The sequence below is a fragment of the Streptomyces sp. NPDC005302 genome, assembly GCF_040607345.1.
Taxonomy (GTDB): domain Bacteria; phylum Actinomycetota; class Actinomycetes; order Streptomycetales; family Streptomycetaceae; genus Streptomyces.
The window spans coordinates 304,611-326,607 of the sequence record NZ_JBEXGN010000007.1 but is presented as its reverse complement, the minus strand read 5'-3'; the positions used below and the strand labels follow the sequence as shown (position 1 = coordinate 326,607).

The window sequence follows — 21,997 nt, the reverse complement described above, 5'->3', positions numbered from 1 at the left end:
AGTCATGGACCGCCGCATTTTCGGGCTGGAGAACGAGTACGGCGTCACGTGTACGTTCAGGGGACAGCGGCGCCTGTCTCCCGACGAGGTGGCGCGGTACCTCTTCCGCCGTGTCGTGTCATGGGGCCGCAGCAGCAATGTCTTTCTGCGGAACGGCGCTCGCCTCTATCTCGACGTGGGATCACATCCGGAATACGCAACACCCGAATGTGACAACGTGACGGAACTCGTCACCCACGACAAGGCCGGCGAGCGCATTCTCGAAGGACTCCTGGTGGACGCCGAACGACGCCTGCACGAGGAAGGAATCGCGGGCGACGTCTACCTGTTCAAGAACAACACCGACTCGGCGGGCAACTCCTATGGTTGCCACGAGAACTATCTGGTGGCCCGGCACGGGGAGTTCTCCCGGCTCGCGGACATCCTGATCCCGTTCCTCGTGACGAGGCAGTTGCTGTGCGGCGCCGGCAAGGTGCTGCAGACGCCGCGAGGCGCCGTCTACTGCGTCAGTCAGCGAGCCGAGCACATCTGGGAGGGCGTCAGCTCCGCGACGACCCGCTCCCGGCCCATCATCAACACACGGGACGAACCGCACGCGGACGCAGAGCGCTACCGCAGGCTGCACGTCATCGTCGGCGACTCGAACATGTCCGAGACGACCATGCTCCTCAAGGTCGGTGCCACCGACCTCGTGCTGCGCATGATCGAGGCGGGCACCGTCATGCGCGACCTCACCCTGGAGAACCCCATTCGGGCGATCCGCGAGGTGAGCCACGACATCACCGGCCGCCGCAAGGTGCGGCTCGCCAGCGGCCGCGAGGCCTCCGCGCTCGAGGTGCAGCGCGAGTACTACGAGAAGGCCGTGGACTTCGTCGACCGGCGCGGCATCCGCACCGGCACCGTCGAACAGGTCCTCGAACTGTGGGGCCGTGTGCTCGACTCGATCGAGGCCGAGGACCTCGACAGGATCGGCACCGAGATCGACTGGGTCATGAAGTACCAGCTCATCGAGCGGTACCGGGCCAAGCACAACATGACCATGTCCAACCCGCGGGTGGCGCAGATAGACCTCGCCTACCACGACATCCACCGTCGTCGTGGCCTCTACTACCTGCTGGAGAGGAAGGGGCAAGCCGCGCGGATCTGCAACGACTTGAAGATCTTCGAGGGCAAGTCCGTACCGCCGCAGACCACTCGCGCGCGGTTGCGCGGTGACTTCATCCGGCGCGCCCAGGAACAGCGCCGCGACTTCACCGTCGACTGGGTCCACCTGAAGCTCAACGACCAGGCACAGCGCACGGTGTTGTGCAAGGACCCCTTCCGGTCCGTGGACGACCGGGTGGAGAAGCTGATCGCCGGAATGTGAGCCGGGTGTTCCGCGAGGGATGCGGAACGCAACGCGGGGCGCCGTACGTTTTCCGTACGGCGCCCTTCTCACGTCGTAGAGTTGCGCGCACGCCATCAACCAAGATCGACCGATACGAGGCCCCCACCGTGCGCCGACGCTCACTCCTCATCGCCGTTCCCGCCGGACTGGTCACACTCGCCGGATGCGGTGACGACGACAAGTCCGACACGGCCAAGTCCAGCAGCAGTCCGTCGCCTTCGGCCTCGGCGTCGGCCCCGCCCCCGCCGAAGATCGTCGACGGACCACTGCCGGCGATCACGGCCGGCACGAAGTTCGGGGAGAAGCCGACCGTCGCGAAGGGTTCCGGGGACCCCTCGAAGGACCTCGCGGTCAAGACGGTCATCGCGGGCGGCGGGAAGACGGTCGCGGAGAACGACTACATCCAGGCCAACTACCTGGGCCAGGTGTGGTCCACGGCGAAGGTCTTCGACAACTCCTACGACCGCAAGACGCCGCTGGTCATCCAGCTCGCGCAGGGCGGCATCATCGACGGCTGGCGCTACGGCCTGGTGGGCAAGAAGGTCGGCAGCCGCGTCGAGATGGCCGTCCCGCCGACCTGGGGCTACGGCACGCAGGGCAACGCGCAGGCGGGCATCAAGGGCACCGACACGCTGGTGTTCGTCGTCGACATCGAGAACTCGTTCAACTCGAAGAGCTCCGCGAAGGGCAAGGACGTCCCGCAGAGCGACGCCGCGCTGCCCAAGGTCGGGACCAACACCGACGGCAAGGCCCCCTCCATCGACGTCCCGAAGGCGGACGCGCCCACCAAGCTCGTGGCTGAGTACGTCATCGAGGGTGACGGCGCGGAGGTCGCGGCCGACAGCAGCGTCCTCGTGCAGTACAAGGGCGTGCTGTGGGACGGCGGCAAGGAGTTCGACTCCACCTACAGCCGGGGCCAGCTGACGTCGTTCTCGCTCCAGCAGGTCGTCAAGGGCTGGGCGCAGGGCCTCACCGGCAAGAAGGTCGGCAGCCGCGTCCTCATCGTCATCCCGCCGAAGCTGGGTTACGGGGACAAGCCGCCGGCCGGCAGCGGCATCAAGAAGGACTCCACCCTCGTCTTCTCGGTCGACATCCTGGCGAAGATGTGACCCGTGGGGATGTAAGACTGTCAGCGTTGCCTTTACGTAGACAAGCAGGAGCAAAGACGTGAGCATCGAGAAGCCCGAGATCGACTTCCCGGGCGGCGAGCCCCCGGCGGACCTCGAGATCAAGGACATCTGGGAGGGCGACGGCGAGGTGGCCGAGGCGGGACAGACCGTCACGGTGCACTACGTGGGTGTCGCCTTCAGCACCGGCGAGGAGTTTGACGCCAGCTGGAACCGGAACTCTCCGTTCCGCTTCCCGCTCGGTGGCGGCCGCGTCATCAAGGGCTGGGACCAGGGCGTGCAGGGCATGAAGGTCGGCGGCCGTCGCCAGCTGACCATCCCCGCCCACCTCGCCTACGGCAACCAGAGCCCGACCCCGGCGATCCAGCCCGGTGAGACGCTGATCTTCGTGGTCGACCTGCTCGGAGTCTGATCACAGCGGACCGGACCCGATCATCTGGGGCCCATGCCTGTCCGGGCATGGGCCCTCGGCTTTTGTCCGGACACGTCGGAGCGGTACGGTCATCGGTCGGAAGCACCATAGGGAAGGGCGTCGATGGCCATTGCCAAGGCCGAGCGGCTGATGAACCTCGCGCTGTGTCTGCTCGGGACGCGGCGGCCGCTCAGCAAGCGCGAACTCCGCGAGTCCATCGAGGCCTATCTGGAAGCCGGATCGGACGACTCCTTCAACCGGATGTTCGAGCGCGACAAGGACGACCTGCGCGAACTCGGCCTGGTCATCGAGACCGTCGAGAACCTCGACGGTGAGGTCGGCTACCTCGCCGGCCGCGACAGCAACCGCCTGCCGCCCATCACCCTCGACGCCGAGGAAGCGGCCGCCCTGGGCCTCGCCGCCAAGGTGTGGCAACAGGCCAGGCTGGCCGGAGCCGCGAGCGGAGCCCTCCAGAAGCTGCGCGCCGCCGGACTGCCCGAGGACGTCGACCCGTACGGCTCGTTCGGCGCCCTCGAACCGCACATCCCCGTCCACGAAGCCGCCTTCGAACCCCTGATGCTGGCCTGCCGCGACCGCCGCCCGGTCGTCTTCGACTACCGCAAGGCCACCGCCGCGCACCCCGAGACCCGGCACGTCGAGCCGTGGGCCCTCGAGTGCTGGCGCGGCCACTGGTACCTCGCGGGCTGGGACCGCGACCGCGGTGCCGAGCGGGTCTTCCGGCTCTCCCGGATCACCGGCAAGGTCCGCGCGCGGGCCGGCCGGTACACCGTCGAGGTGCCCGACGTCGTCACCGTGCGCGAGACGGTCGCCGGCTGGGCCGGGGAGATCGCCGACCGCTCCGCGCTGATCCGGCTGCGCTCCGGCTCGGGCTACCCGCTGCGCGCCAAGGCCGTCTCCGTGCGGGAACTGGGAGAGGGCTGGGACGAGTTGGAGATTCCGTACGGGCACGGGCTGGACGCCTGGCTCGTCGAGTTCGGGCCGGACGTGGTGGTGCTCGAGCCCGCCGAGCTGCGGGCCGACGTGGTCGACCGGCTCCGTGCCGTGGCCAAGGGCTGAGGGGGAACGTAGGAAAGTGGCAGGAAAACCGGCCAGGCCCACGAACGCGATCGACCAGACCCGGCGCATGCTCTCCCTGGTGACGTATCTGCGCGAGCGCCCCGGCGCCCGTGTGAGCGACGTCGCCCGGGCCTTCGGGATCACCGAGGACGAGCTGATCTCCGACCTCGACGTGCTGCCGCTGTGCGGGACCAGCTTCCGCGGCGGCGACCTGCTCGACATCGACACCGACGGCGACCGGATCTGGTGGCACAACCCCGACGACGTGGCCGAGCCGCTGCGGATCGCCGCCGACGAGGCGACCGCGCTCCTGGTGGCCGCCCGCGCCGTCTCCACGCTGCCCGGACTGCGCGAGGGCGACCGGCAGGCCCTGCTGCGCGCCACCGCCAAGGTCGAGGCCGCCTCGGGCGAGGCGGCCGGCGCCAGCGCGCGGCTGTCGGTGACCTTCGAGTCCGAGGGCGGAGTCTTCGCCGACGTGGACCGGGCCATCGCCGAGCGGCGCCAGCTCTGGATCCGCTACTACTCACCGTCGCGGGACGAACTGAGCGAGCGCGAGATCGACCCGATCCGCCTGGTCACCGTCGGCCACACGTACGTCGAGGCCTGGTGCCGGCGCTCCGAGGCGCGCCGCACCTTCCGGCTCGACCGGGTCGCCGAGATCCGCATCCTCGACGAGCCCTCCGCCCCGCCCGAGATCGAACTGCGCGACCTCTCCGAAGGGCTGGTGCAGCCCGCCGCCGAGGACCCCGAGGTGGTCGTCGAGGTCGGTCCCGCCGGGCGCTGGGTCGCCGAGTACTACCCGCACGACAGCGCCGTCGAGCTGCCCGACGGCGGATTGCGTATCACTCTGCGGACCCCCGACCCGACGTCGCTGCGGCGCCTCGCGCTGCGTCTCGGCGGTGACGGCCGGATCGTCGCGCCGCAGGACCTCGCGGACAGCGCCCGCGGCGCGGCCCGCGAGGCGCTCGCCGCCTACGACGTGCCGGACGGGCCCACGCGGGTTCCGGACGGACCGTACGAGAGGCGGGAGCAGGGGCTTTGAGCACGACCACGAGGTCGGGTGCGCAGGGGAGGCCGGGCGCCTCGGAGCGGCCGGACGCCGTGCGTCGGACGGGATCGCTCCCGGGCACCGCGGAGATGTCGGCCGGGGCCGCCTTCGCCGGGATGAGGAGGGTCGTCGACGTGATGTTCAAGGCCGCCTGCCCCGACTGCCGTGCCGGCTTCGAGCTCACCCCGGGCGCCCTGCGTCTGGCCATCGGCGCCAGCAGCCGCACCACGTTCTACTCGTTCACGTGCCCCGAGTGCGGCTCCGCGGTGCGCAAACCGGCGGGGGAGCGGATCGTCGAGCTGCTCACCGGCGGTGGGGTGCGCACCCTGCGGCTGCACTCCACCCTCTAGGGTCGACGTCATGTTCTGGCCGATGTTTGCGATCGCCGTGGGTTTCCTGGGCATCACCGTGCTCGGCGTGCTCGCCGTCCGTGTCTTCCTGGAAGCGGAGCGTCTCGGGAAGCAGGTCACCGAGGCCGCGCGCCGCATCGACCGCGCCGCCGCTGACCTGGAACAGGCCGCTGAGGGGGCCGCGCGCTCCATGGATGCGGTATGAGTCGTTCCATGGTTGCGCAATGAGTCACTTCGCCCTGTCAACTTCGTGCTGCGGCCAGGTACGCTCAAGGTCGCGGGCCGGATAACGAGGCGCGGACCGCGAACTGGGAGTACGCACAGGGATTGCCCCGCGTTCACCCCTGAGCGTTACGATCGCTGTCACCACGACGATCGGACACAAGTCCGACCGTTCGGACAGCACCCCGACCATGCAGCCTCGGTGAGAAGGTAAAGACTTATGTTCGGAAGGCTCGGCGCTCCCGAGATCATTCTCATCCTCGTCGTCATCATCCTGCTGTTCGGCGCGAAGAAGCTTCCGGACATGGCGCGGTCGCTCGGCAAGTCCGCCCGCATCCTCAAGAGCGAGGCGAAGGCCATGAAGGACGAGGGCAGCAACCCCGCCCCGGCCGGCCCGCCGAACACCGACGAGCAGCCCCCGGCGCAGCGCACCATCCAGGCCTCCCCCGGCGACGTGACCAGCTCGCGGCCGGTCGGCGAGCCGACGGACACGACCAAGCGCTGACGCAGGGCCGGCGACGTCCGGCTCGCCGCATGAGATGAGGATGTGGGTTGCCCAAGTCTGCCCGCAACATGGAGAAGGATCCCGAGGGGCGGATGCCCCTCGCGGACCACCTTCGCGAGCTCCGCAACCGGCTCGCGAAGGCGATGCTGGCGATCGTCCTCGTGACCGTCGTCGCCGCCTTCTACTACAACGACATCATCAACTTCTTCACCAAGCCGGTCCTGGACTCCGTCGGATGTCCGGAGACCTTCGCCGAGCTGGCGAAGCAGCCCAAGAACCACCAGTGCGCGCAGATCACCATCAACGGTCTGCTCGCCCCGTTCACCCTGGCGCTGAAGGTCTCCCTGATGGCGGGCGTCGTACTCGCCTCGCCGGTCTGGCTGTACCAGCTCTGGGCGTTCGTCGCGCCCGGTCTGCACAGGAACGAGAAGAAGTACGCGTACGCGTTCGTCGGAACCGGCGTGCCGCTGTTCCTCGGCGGCGCCTTCTTCGCCTACAAGGTGCTTCCCACCACGGCGAAGGTCCTGATGGAGTTCACGCCGCAGGGCGTCGACAACCTCCTGCCGCTCGACGACCTGCTCGATCTCGTCACGCGCATGGTGGTCGTGTTCGGACTCTCCTTCGAGCTGCCGCTGCTCCTGGTGATGCTCAACCTCACGGGCATCCTCACCGGACGGCGCATGCTCGGCTGGTGGCGCGGCATGATCATGGGCATCACGGTGTTCGCCGCCGTCGCCACCCCCAGCACCGACCCGCTGACCATGCTGGCGCTGGCCGGGCCGATCTGGATCCTGTACTTCGGCGCTGTCGCCTTCTCGCTGTTCAACGACCGGCGCAAGCGTCGGCGCGACGAAGCGGGACCGGCCGACGACGAGGCGTCCGAGCTGGACCTCACGCCCGAGAACGTCGGCGCGGTCGAGCCCGTGTCGGCCAGCCGGGCCCTGCCCGAGCAGGCGACCTCGGAGCGGGTCAACGGTTATGACGATGTGACCTGACGGAGGTCCCGAACTCGTAGGGTCAGCCTGTGACCAGCGAGATCACCCTCTTCGTCAACCCCACCGCGGGCCGCGGCCGGGGCGCCCACGCGGCGCAGCCGGCCGCTTCCGCGTTCCGGGCCGCGGGATTCTCCGTACGGACCGTGCTCGGCGAGGACGCCGCGGACGGTCTCGTCCGGGCCCGGGCCGCCGTCGCGGAGGGGACCGGGGCCCTGGTGGCCGTCGGCGGGGACGGCATGGCGAACCTCGCGCTCCAGGCCGTGGCCGGCACCGACACGCCGTTCGGCCTGGTCCCCGTCGGCACCGGGAACGACTTCGCGCGCGCCCTCGGCCTGCCGCTCGGCGACCCGGCCGCCGCGGCGGCCCTGACGGCCGGCGCGCTCAAGGAGGACCGGCTGCGGGCCGTCGACCTGGGCCGGGTCGACGGGACCTGGTTCGGCACCGTCCTCGCCTCCGGGTTCGACTCCCGGGTCAACGACCGGGGCAACCGGATGCGGTTGCCCGTCGGCCGCTTCAAGTACGACCTCGCCATGCTCGCCGAGCTGGCCGCCTTCCGCCCCTTCGCCTACCGCCTCACCCTCGACGGCGGCGAGACGCGTGAGATCGAGGCGACCCTCGTGGCCGTCGGCAATGGATCCTCGTACGGCGGTGGCATGAGGATCTGCCCCGGCGCCGACCTCGGCGACGGGCTGTTCGACATCACCGTGGTCGGGAACTGCGGCCGTGCCACGCTGCTCACGGTGTTCCCGAAGGTCTACCGCGGCACCCACGTCGACCACCCCGTGGTCACCGTGCACCGGGCGGCCCGCGTCGAGCTGGTCGCCGCGGGTGTCACCGGCTACGCGGACGGGGAGCCGCTGGGCGCACTGCCGCTGACCGCGGAGTGCATACCGGGGGCCGTGCGCGTCGCACTTCCCTGAGCTGCGGGGATCCGAGGTTTCACCGGATCCGATCCGGATAATGATCGTCCCCATGTCAGTGGCTCCCGGTAGTCTCGAAAGCACGATGACAGAGGACCTCTCACCGGCCGAGCGGTACGCGGCAGCACGCAGGCGCGCTGCCGAGCAGGCCACCGCACTCGCACCCTTCCGCGAGATGTACGACTTCGGCCTCGACCCCTTCCAGATCGAGGCCTGCCAGGCGCTCGAGTCGGGCAAGGGGGTGCTGGTGGCGGCGCCCACCGGCTCGGGCAAGACGATCGTCGGCGAGTTCGCCGTCCATCTCGCCCTCCAGCAGGGCAAGAAGTGCTTCTACACCACGCCGATCAAGGCGCTCTCCAACCAGAAGTACGCCGACCTGTCCCGGCGCTACGGCGCGGACAAGGTCGGCCTCCTCACCGGCGACAACAGCGTCAACTCCGAGGCACCCGTGGTCGTCATGACCACCGAGGTCCTGCGGAACATGCTGTACGCGGGCTCGCAGACCCTCCTCGGGCTCGGGTACGTGGTGATGGACGAGGTGCACTACCTCTCCGACCGCTTCCGGGGCGCCGTCTGGGAGGAAGTGATCATCCACCTCCCCGAATCGGTGACCCTGGTGTCGCTCTCGGCGACCGTGTCGAACGCGGAGGAGTTCGGTGACTGGCTGGACACCGTGCGCGGCGACACCCAGGTGATCGTCTCCGAGCACCGGCCCGTCCCGCTGTTCCAGCACGTGCTGGCCGGGCGTCGGATGTACGACCTCTTCGAGGAGGGCGAGGGCCAGAAGAAGGCCGTCAACCCCGACCTCACGCGCATGGCGCGCATGGAGGCGAGCCGCCCGTCGTACCAGGACCGCAAGCGGGGCCGGGCGATGCGCGAGGCCGACCGTGAGCGCGAGCGCAGACAGCGCTCGCGCATCTGGACACCGGGCCGCCCCGAGGTCATCGAGCGGCTCGACGCCGAGAACCTGCTGCCCGCCATCACGTTCATCTTCAGCCGCGCGGCCTGCGAGGCCGCCGTCCAGCAGTGCCTGCACGCGGGCCTGCGGCTGAACGACGACGCGGCGCGCGCGAGGGTCCGTGAACTCGTCGAGGAGCGCACCGCCTCCATCCCGGACGAGGACCTCCACGTCCTCGGCTACTACGAATGGCTGGAGGGCCTGGAGCGCGGCGTCGCCGCCCACCACGCGGGCATGCTGCCCACGTTCAAGGAGGTCGTGGAGGAACTCTTCGTCCGCGGTCTGGTCAAGGCCGTCTTCGCGACGGAGACCCTCGCGCTGGGCATCAACATGCCCGCCCGCTCCGTCGTGCTGGAGAAGCTCGTCAAGTGGAACGGCGAGCAGCACGCCGACATCACCCCCGGCGAGTACACCCAGCTGACCGGCCGCGCCGGCCGCCGTGGCATCGACGTCGAGGGCCACGCGGTCGTGCTGTGGCAGCGCGGGTTCAGCCCCGAGCACCTCGCCGGACTCGCGGGCACCCGCACCTATCCGCTGCGCTCCAGCTTCAAGCCGTCGTACAACATGGCGGTGAACCTGGTCGAGCAGTTCGGGCGGCACCGCTCGCGCGAGCTCCTGGAGACGTCCTTCGCGCAGTTCCAGGCCGACAAGTCGGTCGTCGGGATCTCCCGGCAGGTGCAGCGCAACGAGGAGGGTCTCGAGGGCTACAAGGAGTCCATGACCTGCCACCTCGGGGACTTCGACGAGTACATGGGGCTGCGCCGCGAGCTGAAGGACCGCGAGACCGAGCTGGCCCGCCAGGGTGTCTCGCACCGTCGCGCGGAGGCCGCCGTCGCCCTGGAGAAGCTGAAGCCGGGCGACGTGATCCACGTGCCGACCGGGAAGTACGCGGGGCTCGCTCTGGTCCTCGACCCCGGACTGCCCGCGGGCCGGTCGAACGGCCACCGGGGCTTCGAACAGCACGACGGCCCGCGCCCGTTGGTCCTCACCGCCGAGCGTCAGGTCAAGCGGCTCGCCTCGATGGACTTCCCCGTACCGGTCGAGGCACTCGACCGCATGAGGATCCCCAAGTCCTTCAACGCGCGCTCGCCCCAGTCCCGTCGAGACCTGGCGTCCGCGCTGCGCAGCAAGGCCGGGCACATCGTCCCGGACCGGCACCGCAAGAAGCGGGCCGAGGCGGCCGACGACCGTGAGATCGCCCGGCTGCGGACGGCGATCCGCGCCCATCCCTGCCACGGGTGCAGCGACCGTGAGGACCACGCCCGCTGGGCCGAGCGGTACCACCGGCTGCAGCGCGACACCTCGCAGCTGGAGCGCCGCATCGAGGGCCGGACGAACACCATCGCCCGCACCTTCGACCGGATCGTCGCCCTCCTCACCGAGCTGGACTACCTGCGCGGCGACGAGGTCACCGAGCACGGCAAGCGGCTCGCCCGGCTCTACGGCGAACTCGACCTGCTGGCCAGCGAATGCCTGCGCGCCGGCGTCTGGGACGGTCTGAGCCCGGCCGAACTGGCCGCCTGTGTCTCGGCGTTGGTGTACGAGTCGCGGGTCGCCGACGACGCGATGGCTCCGAAGGTGCCGTCCGGCCAGGCCAAGGCCGCACTCGGCGAGATGGTCCGCATCTGGGGCCGTCTGGACGCGCTGGAGGAGGACTTCGGGATCAGCCAGACCGAGGGCGTCGGCCAGCGGGAGCCGGACCTCGGCTTCGCCTGGGCGGCCCACGAGTGGGCGTCCGGGAAGGGCCTCGACGAGGTGCTCCGTGAGGCCGAGATGCCCGCGGGCGACTTCGTGCGCTGGTGCAAGCAGGTCATCGACGTGCTCGGCCAGATCGCGGCGGCGGCCCCCGTCTCGGGCGGCGGGAACTCGACGGTCGCGAAGAACGCGCGCAAGGCGGTCGACGGCCTGCTGCGCGGGGTGGTCGCCTACTCGTCGGTGGGCTGAGGATTCCCCCGGGTCCGGCGGCCGCGTCCTGCGGTCGCCGGACCTTTTTCGTCCGGGGCGTCGGGGGACCGGGGGACCAGGTGCTCAGACGCTCGCGTCCGGGCGGCTCACGTAGGCGCGCCATCCGCCGTACGCGGTGATGTCGGGCGCGCCCTCCAATGCTCCGGGCTCGCACAGGAACCCGGGGACGTGACTGCCGTCGGCCAGTTCGACGCTGCCCATGGTCATCGGCCGGGGGAGCGTCGCCAGCAGGCGGCCGAGTCCCTCCGCCGGGAGGGACCACACCTCCGTCTCGACGGCGGCACCGCCCGCGCCGACGTGGACGAGACCCGGCTTCGGCGGGGTGGTGGCCAGGGCATGCAGCCGGTACACCGGCGCGGTCGTGGTCGTACGGTCGAGGCGGGCGCCGAGGGACAGCAGCTGCGCGTTGAGCGGCTGGCCGGACAGATGCGCTCCCACCACGGCGAGGCGCGTCTCCGGTTCCAGCGACCGGGCGATCCGTGCGAGCCGTTCGTCGGTGAAGGCGGGGCCGATCAACATCACGCCGAACGGCAGCCCGGCGGGCGTCCGTCCGGCCGGTACCGCGACGGCCGCCAGGTCGAAGAGGTTCGTGGAGTTGGTGAAACGGCCCAGGCGCGCGTTGGTTCCCAGCGGGTCGGCGGCGACCTCGGCGAGCGTGGGATGGCCGGGCGCGGTGGGCAGCAACAGGGCGTCGGCGTCGGCCAGTTCGGCGAGTGCCCGGGCCCGTAGACCGGCCAGTCGCTCCTGGTCGGCGTAGAGCTGGTGCGCCGGGACGTCGCGGGCGCGGGTGATGATGCCGGCGACGGTGGGGTCGAGGCCGGCACCTCCGTCAGCCATCAACTTGTCGACAAAGCTCCCCACCGCCGTGTATCGCTCGGCGACGAACGCGCCCTCGTAGAGCATCGCGGCGGCCTCGGTGAACGGGGTGAGGTCGAGCGTGCGCACCTCGGCCCCGGCGGCGACGAGCCGCTCGACGGCTTCCTCGTAGGCCTCCGCCCAGCCCTCGTCCAGCTCCCCGAGCTGTGCCGTCGGCGGCACAGCGACGCGCCAGGGTCCGGGTGCGCGCTGTGCGAGGGGCGGCAGCGCGCGGGCGGAGGGGGAGGCGAGGTGGGCGAGGGCCTGTTCGGCCTCGGGGAGGGTCCGGGCGAACACGGTCACGCAGTCCAGGGAGGCGCAGGCCGGGACGACGCCGGTCGTGGGGACGAGCCCGCGGGTCGGCTTCAGCCCGACGATGCCGTTGAACGCGGCGGGGACGCGGCCGGAGCCCGCGGTGTCCGTGCCGAGGGCGAGGTCGACGATGCCGAGGGCGACCGCCACGGCGGATCCCGAGCTGGATCCGCCGCTGATCCGGGCCGGGTCCAGGGCGCCCCGGACGGCGCCGTAGGGGGAGCGGGTGCCGACCAGGCCGGTGGCGAACTGGTCCAGGTTCGTCGTCCCGAGGAGGACCGCGCCGGCCGCGCGGAGCCGGGCGACCGCCGGGGCGTCGGCCGCCTTCGGTGCGGAGGCGTACGACGGACAGCCCGCCGTGGTCGGCAGTCCCGCCACGTCGATGTTGCCCTTGGCGGCGAAGACCCTGCCCGCGAGCGGGAGACGCTCGCCCGCGGCGACGCGCGCGTCGACGGCCCTGGCCTCCTCCTCGGCCTCGGGCCGCGGGCGCAGGGCGATCCAGATCTCGGGGCGGTCGACGGCCTCGATCCGGGCGTGGGCCGCGCGGACTCGGGCGAGAGCGGACATCGGGACTCCTTGTGGGGCTGAGGGCCGCGGGCCCGGGGTCGTGGCGCCTCGGGGACCTGGGACGACGGGAGCGGGCGGGTGCGTTCGGTTGCTCGGGAGGGTCAGAGTGCCGGGACTTCCGGCGGCGCCAGCACCAGCAGCGCCGTGCCGGCCTCCACCTGGTCGCCCGGTGAGACGAGGATGCGCTCGACCACCGAGTCCGCCGGCGCGGGCACCCTCGACTCCATCTTCATGGCCTCCAGCGCGAGCAGCGGCTGCCCGGCCGTCACCCGGGCGCCCGGCTCCACGTTCACCTGCCAGACGGACGCGGCGAACTCGGCCTCGACCAGGCGACCCCCGGCGGGCACGCTGATCTCGGCCGGCGCGGACGCCGGCGCCGGCGCGGCCTCCGCCCGGGTGAACTCGCCCGCCGCCTCCCAGGCGTCCCGCTCCGCCGAGAAGGCGCCGCCCTGCCTGGAGCGGAACTCCGCGATGGACGCGGCGTTCTCGGCGAGGAACGACTCGTACGCGGCCAGGGAGAAGGTGCCCTCCTCGATACGCGGCACGAAGCGGCCCGAGATGATGTCGGCGCGCAGCTCCAGGAGTTCGTCCGCCTCCACCGGATACCACTTGATGCGGTCGAAGAAGCGCAGCAGCCAGGGCGAGCCCGGCTCGAACGCGCCGCGCTGCTGCCAGCCCGACCACACCTGGGTCGTCCGGCCGACGAACTGGTAGCCGCCCGGGCCCTCCATGCCGTAGACGCACAGGTAGGCGCCGCCGATGCCGACCGAGTTCTCCGCGGTCCAGGTGCGGGCGGGGTTGTACTTCGTGGTGACCAGACGGTGGCGGGGGTCGAGCGGGGTGGCGACGGGGGCGCCGAGGTAGACGTCGCCCAGACCGAGGACGAGGTACTCCGCGTCGAAGACCGTGCGGTACACGTCGTCCACCGAGTCCAGGCCGTTCACCCGGCGGATGAACTCGATGTTCCACGGGCACCAGGGCGCGTCGTCGCGCACGCCCGCCATGTAGCGGGCGATCGCCTCGCGGGTGGCCGGGTCGTCCCAGGACAGCGGCAGATGGACCGTCCGGGAGGGGACGACGAGCTGGTCGCTCGGAGGTAGGGCGCGGACGGTCTCCCGTACGGCGTTCAGGAGTTGCCGCTGGGGGAGCCGGGACGGGTCGGTCCGGATCTGCAGGGAGCGGATGCCCGGGGTCAGGTCGGCGACCCCGTCGAGACCGGCCTCCGTCACGGCCTCCATCAGCGCGTGGACCCGCATGCGCAGCGCGAGATCGAGTTGCATGGGCCCGAACTCGACCAGCAGGTTGTCGTCGCCGCTGCGGCGGTACGTGACGTCACCGTCCCGCGCGAGCACCCCGCCGTCGACGATCGCGGGGCGCGGCGAACCGTCGTCGGCCAGCGGCGCGAACCGCACGGTGTCGCCGGGGCGGAGCTGGCCGAGCTTCCAGCGTTCCGTGCTGACCACCGTCGCCGGGCAGACGAACCCGCCGAGGGAGGGGCCGTCCGGGCCGAGGAGCACCGGCATGTCCCCGGTGTAGTCGACCGCGCCGACCGAGTAGGGCGTGTCGTGGATGTTCGACGGATGCAGTCCCGCCTCGCCGCCGTCTTTGCGCGCCCACCGCGGCTTCGGTCCGACGAGCCGCACGCCGGTGCGGGCCGAGTTGAAGTGGACCTTCCAGTCGGCCGCGTAGAAGTCGTGGATGTCGTCCTCGGTGAAGAACTCCGGTGCGGCGTGCGGGCCTTCGACGGCGCCGATCCGCCACACGTCCGTGAACGCGGGGCGGTCGTCCGGCGGCACGGGTGCGCCGAAGCCGGTGACCGCCCCACCGTGCAGGACGTCGCCGGTGCGCAGGGCCCGGCCTCCGTGGCCGCCGAACCGGCCGAGGGTGAAGGTGGCGGCGCTGCCGAGGAAGGCGGGCACGTCGAGGCCGCCGCCGGCGAACAGCACGTAGGTGCGCAGGCCGTGCCCGGCGGGGGCGCCGATCTCCAGGACCGATCCGGCCGGTACGGTCACCGGCTCCCAGGGGACTACCTCCGTCCCGTCCACCGTGACCGGTGCGGGCGCCCCGGTGACGCACACCGTCGTGGGATGCGTGAACCGCAACGCCGGTCCCTGCAGGGTGCATTCGAGTCCCGGTGCGCCCTCGGGGTTGCCGATCGCCCGGTTGCCGAGCCGGAAGGAGAGGTCGTCCATCGGGCCGCAGGGCGGGACGCCGACCTGCCAGTAGCCGGTGCGGCCCGGCCAGTCCTGCACGGTGGTGAGGGTGCCGCCGGCCACCACCTCGATCCGCGGGGTGGGGTCCGTCACGGCGGCCAGGGTCGCGGTGGAGTGGGCCGCCCGGCGGAAGGAGGGCTCGGCGAGCGCCGCCCGTACCAGCCCGAGGTTGGTCTCGATGCCGTCCACCCGGGTCCTGGCCAGCGCCTCGTCGAGCCGCTCCAGAGCGTGGGCGCGGTCGGTGCCGTACGCGACGATCTTGGCGAGCATCGGGTCGTACGAGGTGGTGACCTCGGTGCCCGTCTCGATCCAGCCGTCCACGCGGACGCCGCCGGGGAACTCGACCCGCGTCAACAGGCCCGCGCTCGGCCGGTGTTCACGGGAGGGGTCCTCGGCGTACAGGCGGGCCTCGACCGCGTGCCCGCGCGGCGTCCCCGGGTCCCGGACGACGGAGGACTCTCCGCGGGCCAGCCGCAGCATCCAGGCGACGAGGTCGACGCCGTAGATCTCCTCGGTGACCGGGTGTTCCACCTGGAGGCGGGTGTTGACCTCCAGGAAGTAGGCCTCCTCGCGGGCGGCGTCGTACACGAACTCGACGGTGCCGGCCGAGCGGTAGTCCACCGAGGCGCACAACTCGCGTGCGGCGGCGGCGAGTCGGTCCCGCACCGCCGCGGGAAGTCCCGGAGCGGGTGCCTCCTCCAGGACCTTCTGGTTGCGGCGCTGGAGCGAGCAGTCGCGGTCGCCGAGGGTGACGACCCGGCCGAGGCCGTCGCCGAAGACCTGTACCTCGACGTGGCGCGCGTCCTCGACGAGGCGTTCCAAGAAGACCCCGGACGAGGAGAAGGAGGCCGCCGCGACACGCTGGACCCGCTCCCAGGCCTCGGTCAGCTCGGCATCCGAGCGACATGCCGACATACCGATTCCACCGCCCCCGCCCGTGGCCTTGAGCATCACGGGGTAGCCGATGCGTCCGGCGGCCTCCAGTGCCTCGGGGAGCCCGGTGAGCAGTTCCGTGCCCGGGGCCAGCGGCACACCCGCGGCCCGGGCCGCCGCCCGCGCCGTGTGCTTGGCGCCGAACAGCTCCAGCTGCTCCGGCGTCGGACCGACGAACACGATGCCCGCGTCCTCGCAGCGCCGCGCGAACGCCGCGTCCTCGGACAGGAATCCGTACCCCGGGTGGATCGCCCCCGCCCCGGTGTCCTTGGCCGCCCGCAGGACGAGGTCGGCGTCGAGGTAGGACTCCTTGGCGGGCGCGGGGCCGAGCCGTACGGCCTCGTCGGCGAGCCGGACGTGCGGGGCGGCGCGGTCGGCGTCGGAGTACACGGCGACCGTGCGCAGGCCCAGTTCGCGGGCGCTGCATATGATCCGGACCGCGATCTCGCCGCGGTTGGCGACGAGCAGGGTGTCGAAGGTCATGCGGGCGCTCCGATCGTCATTGCGACCGCGGTCGGTTCGAAGCCGTTGCAGGGGTTGTTGATCTGCGGGCAGTTGGACACCAGGACGATCACGTCGCACTCGGCGCGCAGCGTCAGCCGCAGCCCGGGGGCCGAGATGCCGTCGACGATGCCGAGGCTGCCGTCCTTCTCGACCAGCACGTTCATGTACCAGTTGATGTTCGAGACGAGGTCGCGCTTGCCGAGGCCGTGACGGGCGCCCTCGGCGAGGAAGTTGTCGACGCAGGCGTGCTGCGACCAGGTGTGGTGCCCGTACCGCAGGGTGTTCGACTCCTTGGAGCAGGCGCCGCCGACCGTGTCGTGCCGGCCGACCTCGTCCTCGGTGACGGTCATCAGCGGGGTGTGCTCGTTCGACATCAGCACGCTGCCCGTGGTCAGGAAGATGCCGCCCTGCGCCTGGACGGTGTCGGGCGCGCTGTAGCGGACACTGGTGTCCCCGGCGTCGTACACCAGGAAGTCGACGGCCTGGTTGCCGTGCAGGTCGGTGACGGTGAGCGTCTCGCCCGTGCGGACGACCGCCGACCAGGCGGCCCGGGCCGGGACGGTGACGTGGGTCATGCGAGCCCCCTCGTGGCAAGGAATTCGGCGGTGTTGAGGAAGGCGCGGCGGCCTTCGGGCGTGGCCTCCCACAGCGGGTCGCCCGGCGCGGTCGCCGCGGAGCGCCAGGCCAGGACCTCCAGCGGGGTGCTCGTGTAGCCGGGGCGCGGATCGGCCGGGTGGGGCACGTTCGCGATGAGCACGGTGATGTCCTGTTCGGCGCGGAGGGTGACGCTGCCGCCGGGGCCGGCCGAGCCGGTGAAGTCCAGCGAGCCGTCCTCGCGCACCTCCACGCCCTGGAAGAAGGAGAGCGACGGGGGCAGATCGCGCGGCCCGAGCCCGTTCTTGGCGGCGGCCAGCTTGAACAGCTCCCGTCCTGCCGGGGACGCGGACTGCGGTGTCCCGTCCCCGTAGCGCCGCGTGTTGCGTACGAGCGTGGAGGTGCCGCACAGGGCGTCGTGCCGGCCGGAGGAGTCGCTGACCACCGAGGCCAGGACGCGGCCCTGGTCGGAGAGGAGGAGCTGTCCCTCGCCCAGGTAGGCGTTCCACTGGACCTTGACGGTGTCCGCCACGTTCAGGCGCTCCCACGGACGGTCCGCGACGTGCAGCAGCAGATGTGCGCAGGCGTCCCCCGCGAGGTCGGTCAGCCGCAGTTCCGTGCCCCGGGCCAGCACCTTGTGCGTGTAGTTGCCGCCCGCCACCGTCTCCGCCCACACCAGGTGGCCCGCCTCGCAGGGTGGCGCGGGCCAGTCACCCGCGGGAACCACGGGCATGGCCTCGGCGCGGGTCCCCTCCTGGGCGCGGGCGTGGTCGCGTGCTCCGTGCGTGGTCGCTGTCGCCATCGCGGGCCTCCGGCTCCTGAGTCATTTCTGTCGCCCGACAGAAATTAGGGGCGGGGTGGGTCCGCGCCATGTCCCGTGTGTTGCCGCGCCGTTACCGGTCCCTCACGGGGTCCGCCCGTGCCGGCTCCGGGACGGCGGGGCGCGTGGCGGGGGCCGGGCACGGGGTTCCCGGCGCCCGGCCGGTGGGCGCCGTGTGTGCGAGGATCGAACGCATGGGAACGGACGGCGGGCGACGGGTCGGCAGGCCGCGCGCCGCGCAGCGGCCGGACAGCGGTCTCACGCCGCGCGCCGAACTGCTGGACGCGGCGGCAGAGTTGTTCACCACCCGGGGATACGCCGCCACCACCACCCGCGCCGTGGCCGAGCGCGCCGGGATGCGCCAGGCGTCCATGTACCACTACGTGTCCGGCAAGGAGGAGCTGCTCGCCGAGCTCCTGGAGTCCACGGTCACCCCGTCGTTGGCCCTCGCCCGCCGGCTGCTCGCCGAGGACACGGTGCCCGCCGGCAGCAGGCTCAGGCAGCTGTGCCGCACCGACGTGGAACTGCTGTGCGGCGGCCCGCACAATCTCGGCGGCCTCTATCTGCTGCCCGAGGTGCGCTCCGAACGCTTCGCCGGGTTCCATGCCGTGCGCGCGGAACTCAAGGACACCTACCGCCAGTTGCTGGCGGCCACCCCGGCGGGCGGTGCGCTCGCCAAGAGTGAGCTGGACCTGCGGACGGACCTCGTGTTCGGGCTGATCGAGGGCGTGATCCTCGTGCACCGCTCCGACCCGGACCGTCCGGTGTCCGCCTTCGCCGAGGCCACGGCCGACGCGGCGCTGCGCATCGTCGGAGTCTGAGACTCCGACCCACGATCACCCCTGCGAGCTGCGGTTCTCGTATGCCCGTACGCGGTCACGCACCGTGTGCGAGTGGAGGCGCAGCGTGCAAATGGGGCCGAGGGTACTCCAGTCGCGAGGGCGATTTCAGGTGCTTGCTGAATATGACACAGCGATGATCCGGTCGGACTAAGCTCGCCCGCAGCGCACCGAGTTGAGATGTATTCGTGCGCTTGTTCCCAAAGGTTCCGAAGATTCCGTTTGATCCATGCCGATCCGTGCCGTTTCCCCCACAAACGTCCCCCACCCCCCAGCCGACCTGTCTCAGAGGGCATACATGGTGAGTGTTCAATCGCCTCCCGGTGGCCGTGAACTTCCTTACGCGCGAGTGCTGTTGCTGCCCGCGATACTGATGGCCGTGGCCACCGGCGCCGCAGTCGCCCTGGTGACGGAGCCGGCCCGGTCCGCGGTCGCCCTGTGCGGCGGCTTCGCCACCCTGCTGGTCATCGCGATCGGCGGCGAGACCGTCCGCCGCGGCCGGGTCGCCCGGGAGCTGCGGGCCGACTTCGCACGCCGCACCGCGAACCTGGAACAGCGCATCGCCGCGCACGACCAGGAGATCGTGCACTTCACCGAGGAGATCGTCCCGCTCGCGCTCGACCGGCTGCACGGCGGAGACTCCCCCTCGGAGGTCGTGCGCACGCTGGGCCGCGACGAACCCGGCCTTCGCGAACTTCCCCAGTCCCAGAAGGACTTGCTGAAGAAGCTGCTCAAGATCGTGGACACCGAGGAGTCGATGCGCGATGCCGCGCAGCGCTCCTTCGTCAACATCGCCCGGCGCGTGCAGGCCATCGTCCACCAGCAGAACAACGAACTCCGCGAGATGGAGGAGGACCACGGGCGCAACCCCGAGGTCTTCGACGACCTGCTGCGCATCGACCACGGCACCGCGCTGATCGGCCGGCTCGCCGACTCCATCGCCGTGCTCGGCGGCGGCCGCCCCGGGCGCCAGTGGCCCGAACCCGTACCGCTGTTCAGCGTGCTGCGCGGCGCGATGTCGCGCATCCTGGAGTACCGGCGCATCGAGCTGCACAACATCGTCGACGTCGCCGTCACGGGCGTCTCCGTCGAACCGCTCATCCACGCGCTGGCCGAACTCCTCGACAACGCCACCCGCTACTCGCCGCCGCACACCAAGGTGCACGTCACCGCCATCGAGGTGCAGACCGGCGTCGCCATCGAGATCGAGGACGGCGGCGTCAGCCTCAGCGACGAGTCCCGCGGCAAGATCGAGGAGCTCCTCCGGCTGGCGGCCGCGGGCGTCGACCCGAACGTCATGGGCCAGGCACCCCGGCTCGGCATGGCGGTCGTCGGCCGACTCGCGCAGATGTACAGCATGCAGATCTCGCTGCGGCAGTCCGCGTACGGCGGCGTCCGCGCCGTCCTCGTCGCCCCGCGCGACATGCTCACCACCGACTTCGCACCCGGTCTCGCCCACGGCATCGGAGCCACCTCGGTGACGGGCATCGACAACGGCGGGGTCGAGGCTCCCGCCCGCAAGCCCAAGAAGCGCCGCCCCACCACCGGACCCCGCGTCCCCTCGTCGAGCGGTGACCCGCGCGATCCCCGCGAGGACGACGTCCCGGTCGTCACCGAGTGGGCGCCGAACGGCCTGCCGCAGCGCCGCAGCCGGGTCAAGGTGCCCCTCAGCCAGCGGATCGCCGAGGCACGGGCCCTGGAGGCCGCGGAGGCCGCCGGCACCGGCCCCTCGTGGGCGCCCGCGCCCGAACCGGAGAAGGACGAGCCGGAACCCGGCCTGTGGGTCGAGGCGTTCATGAACGGCCTCAAGGGCGATCCGGACCCGACCGCATTCAGCACGGACAACCAGCCGGCCTCTGCCGAGGGCGACGACGAGGGGGACCTCAAGTGATCCAGCAGCGAGCCAACTTCGACTGGATGCTCAAGGATCTCGCCGACGGGGTGCCGGGCATCCAGCAGATCGTCGTGCTCTCCGCCGACGGACTGCGCATCGCCCGCTACGGCGGCGACCCGGACGCCGCGGACCGGGTCGCCGCGGCCTGCGCCGGCCTGCAGAGCCTCGCCGGAGCCGTCGCGGGCGAGATCCCCAACAGCGACGGCCGGATGCGCATGGTGATCATCGAGATCAACGGCGGCTACTTCTACCTGATGTCGGCGGGCCCCAACGCCTACCTCGCGGTGCTCGCCAACCAGACCGCGGAACCGGGACTGATGAGCAACCGCATGCGCGACCTCGTCGTCCGTATCGGCGCCCATCTGACGAGCCCGCCGCGGCGCAACGGGCAGACCGTATGACTCCTCCGCAACGCCGGCGGCGCCAACCCGAGGAAGGGCCCCCCGAACCCGTCACGACGGACGTCCCCCTCGCGGGCCCGGAAGGCCCCGAGGGGGAAGGCCCCGAAGGGGAGGAGGGTGAGGGCAAACCGAAGAACCCGGAGCGCCTCTACGTGCTCACGGGCGGCGGCGAGAGCGGCGACCGGGCCGAACTCGACCTCGTCACCCTCGTCGTGGCGCGCGCCGAGTCACCGCCGCCCGCCGTCCAGCCGGAGCAGTCCGCCCTGCTGAGGCTGTGCAGGGCACCCCTGTCCGTGGCCGAGCTCTCGGCCTATCTCAACCTGCCGTTCAGCGTGGTGACCGTCCTGCTCACCGAGCTGCTGGCGGCCGAACTGGTGAAGGCGCGCGCCCCGATCGTCCGTCAGGCGCTCCCCGACCGTTCCCTCCTCGAAGCGGTGATGCATGGACTTCAAAAGCTCTGACACCATCACGGGCCCTCGCGCCGAGGACCACCTCCCGCACACCACGCAGGCGGCGGTCAAGATCGTGATCGTGGGCGGCTTCGGAGTCGGCAAGACGACCATGGTGGGCTCCGTCAGCGAGATCAAGCCGCTGACGACCGAGGAGACCATGACGCAGGCCGGCATCGGAATCGACGACAACTACGGGTCCGAGACCAAGACCGCGACCACGGTGGCCATGGACTTCGGCCGGATCTCCATCACGGACCAGCTGGTGCTCTATCTGTTCGGCACCCCCGGCCAGGAACGCTTCTGGTTCCTGTGGAACGGCCTGTTCGAGGGAGCCCTCGGCGCCGTGGTGCTGATCGACACCCGTCGGCTGGAGGTCAGCTTCGACGTCATCGGCCGCCTGGAGGAACGCGGTGTGCCCTTCGTCGTGGCCATGAACGACTTCCCCGACGCGCCGCGGTACCCCGTCGAGGAGCTGCGGGCCGCGCTCGACCTGTCCGACGAGATCCCGATCGTGAAGTGCGACGCCCGGCGCAGAGCGTCGAGCCGGGACACCCTGATGACGCTGATGCGGTTCCTGCACTCGCTGGCGATGACCTCGTCGCCCGCCTGAGACCGCACGGCGACGGCACCCGCACCCGCACGACAAC

The 21,997-nt window shown here is 71.3% G+C and carries 20 protein-coding genes; 16 read left to right on the top strand and 4 right to left on the bottom strand.

Going from position 1 to position 21,997, the window contains the following annotated elements; translation table 11 throughout:
• Positions 1-4 precede the first annotated feature (4 nt).
• The 11 genes from pafA (at position 5) to ABZT74_RS13880 (ending at position 10,945) form a co-directional block, all read left to right on the top strand.
• Positions 5-1,366, top strand: a complete 1,362-nt coding sequence (gene pafA, locus ABZT74_RS13930) for a Pup--protein ligase (RefSeq protein ID WP_355865694.1) — start codon at positions 5-7, stop codon at positions 1,364-1,366.
• 128 nt (positions 1,367-1,494) lie between these two features.
• Positions 1,495-2,496: an FKBP-type peptidyl-prolyl cis-trans isomerase gene (locus tag ABZT74_RS13925; protein ID WP_355865697.1), complete on the top strand. Its 1,002-nt coding sequence runs from the start codon at positions 1,495-1,497 to the stop codon at positions 2,494-2,496.
• Between the two features lie 58 nt (positions 2,497-2,554).
• Positions 2,555-2,926, top strand: a complete 372-nt coding sequence (locus ABZT74_RS13920) for an FKBP-type peptidyl-prolyl cis-trans isomerase (RefSeq protein ID WP_355865700.1) — start codon at positions 2,555-2,557, stop codon at positions 2,924-2,926.
• Between the two features lie 123 nt (positions 2,927-3,049).
• Entirely contained in the window at positions 3,050-4,003 is a 954-nt protein-coding gene (locus tag ABZT74_RS13915; protein ID WP_356175891.1) for a WYL domain-containing protein, read from the top strand.
• A 16-nt stretch (positions 4,004-4,019) separates the two neighbouring features.
• A complete protein-coding gene (locus ABZT74_RS13910; RefSeq protein WP_356434830.1) occupies positions 4,020-5,045 on the top strand; it encodes a WYL domain-containing protein in 1,026 nt (341 codons plus the stop codon).
• A gap of 95 nt (positions 5,046-5,140) precedes the next feature.
• Entirely contained in the window at positions 5,141-5,401 is a 261-nt protein-coding gene (locus ABZT74_RS13905; protein ID WP_355866445.1) for a hypothetical protein, read from the top strand.
• Between the two features lie 10 nt (positions 5,402-5,411).
• A complete protein-coding gene (locus tag ABZT74_RS13900) occupies positions 5,412-5,606 on the top strand; it encodes a hypothetical protein (RefSeq protein ID WP_081223480.1) in 195 nt (64 codons plus the stop codon).
• A gap of 237 nt (positions 5,607-5,843) precedes the next feature.
• The gene (gene tatA / locus ABZT74_RS13895; protein WP_355865711.1) at positions 5,844-6,128 is read left to right on the top strand and encodes a Sec-independent protein translocase subunit TatA; all 285 of its coding nucleotides are present in this window, start codon (positions 5,844-5,846) and stop codon (positions 6,126-6,128) included.
• Between the two features lie 47 nt (positions 6,129-6,175).
• Complete coding sequence (tatC, locus tag ABZT74_RS13890) at positions 6,176-7,123, top strand: twin-arginine translocase subunit TatC (RefSeq protein WP_356434827.1); 948 nt, start codon at positions 6,176-6,178, stop codon at positions 7,121-7,123.
• Between the two features lie 29 nt (positions 7,124-7,152).
• The gene (locus ABZT74_RS13885; RefSeq protein ID WP_356434824.1) at positions 7,153-8,043 is read left to right on the top strand and encodes a diacylglycerol kinase; all 891 of its coding nucleotides are present in this window, start codon (positions 7,153-7,155) and stop codon (positions 8,041-8,043) included.
• A 40-nt stretch (positions 8,044-8,083) separates the two neighbouring features.
• Positions 8,084-10,945 carry a DEAD/DEAH box helicase gene (locus ABZT74_RS13880; RefSeq protein ID WP_355865719.1) on the top strand — a complete coding sequence of 954 codons (2,862 nt, stop codon included), beginning with the start codon at positions 8,084-8,086 and terminating at the stop codon, positions 10,943-10,945.
• Between the two features lie 84 nt (positions 10,946-11,029).
• Here the strand turns inward: ABZT74_RS13880 and atzF are convergent, their stop codons facing one another.
• The 4 genes from atzF to ABZT74_RS13860 form a co-directional block, all read right to left on the bottom strand.
• Positions 11,030-12,700 carry an allophanate hydrolase gene (gene atzF, locus ABZT74_RS13875; RefSeq protein WP_356434821.1) on the bottom strand — a complete coding sequence of 557 codons (1,671 nt, stop codon included), beginning with the start codon at positions 12,698-12,700 and terminating at the stop codon, positions 11,030-11,032.
• Positions 12,701-12,801: 101 nt separating this feature from the next.
• Entirely contained in the window at positions 12,802-16,329 is a 3,528-nt protein-coding gene (locus ABZT74_RS13870; RefSeq protein WP_356434818.1) for a 5-oxoprolinase/urea amidolyase family protein, read from the bottom strand.
• Entirely contained in the window at positions 16,326-16,925 is a 600-nt protein-coding gene (locus ABZT74_RS13865; protein WP_356434815.1) for an urea amidolyase associated protein UAAP2, read from the bottom strand. Before ABZT74_RS13865 ends, ABZT74_RS13870 begins: the two co-directional genes overlap by 4 nt.
• The gene (locus ABZT74_RS13860; protein ID WP_356175907.1) at positions 16,922-17,746 is read right to left on the bottom strand and encodes an urea amidolyase associated protein UAAP1; all 825 of its coding nucleotides are present in this window, start codon (positions 17,744-17,746) and stop codon (positions 16,922-16,924) included. Before ABZT74_RS13860 ends, ABZT74_RS13865 begins: the two co-directional genes overlap by 4 nt.
• Positions 17,747-17,958: 212 nt before the next feature.
• On the opposite strand from ABZT74_RS13860, the gene ABZT74_RS13855 reads away from it, so the two are divergent.
• From ABZT74_RS13855 to ABZT74_RS13835, 5 genes are all read left to right on the top strand, one after another.
• Complete coding sequence (locus tag ABZT74_RS13855) at positions 17,959-18,585, top strand: helix-turn-helix domain-containing protein (RefSeq protein WP_356434812.1); 627 nt, start codon at positions 17,959-17,961, stop codon at positions 18,583-18,585.
• Between the two features lie 316 nt (positions 18,586-18,901).
• Entirely contained in the window at positions 18,902-20,494 is a 1,593-nt protein-coding gene (locus tag ABZT74_RS13850) for an ATP-binding protein (RefSeq protein ID WP_356434809.1), read from the top strand.
• Positions 20,491-20,898, top strand: a complete 408-nt coding sequence (locus tag ABZT74_RS13845) for a roadblock/LC7 domain-containing protein (RefSeq protein ID WP_266854551.1) — start codon at positions 20,491-20,493, stop codon at positions 20,896-20,898. The genes ABZT74_RS13850 and ABZT74_RS13845 overlap by 4 nt, the downstream gene beginning before the upstream one ends.
• On the top strand, positions 20,895-21,359 hold the full coding sequence (locus ABZT74_RS13840) for a DUF742 domain-containing protein (RefSeq protein WP_356175913.1): 465 nt from the start codon (positions 20,895-20,897) through the stop codon (positions 21,357-21,359). Before ABZT74_RS13845 ends, ABZT74_RS13840 begins: the two co-directional genes overlap by 4 nt.
• Positions 21,340-21,960, top strand: a complete 621-nt coding sequence (locus tag ABZT74_RS13835; protein WP_355865743.1) for an ATP/GTP-binding protein — start codon at positions 21,340-21,342, stop codon at positions 21,958-21,960. The genes ABZT74_RS13840 and ABZT74_RS13835 overlap by 20 nt, the downstream gene beginning before the upstream one ends.
• Positions 21,961-21,997: the final 37 nt, after the last annotated feature.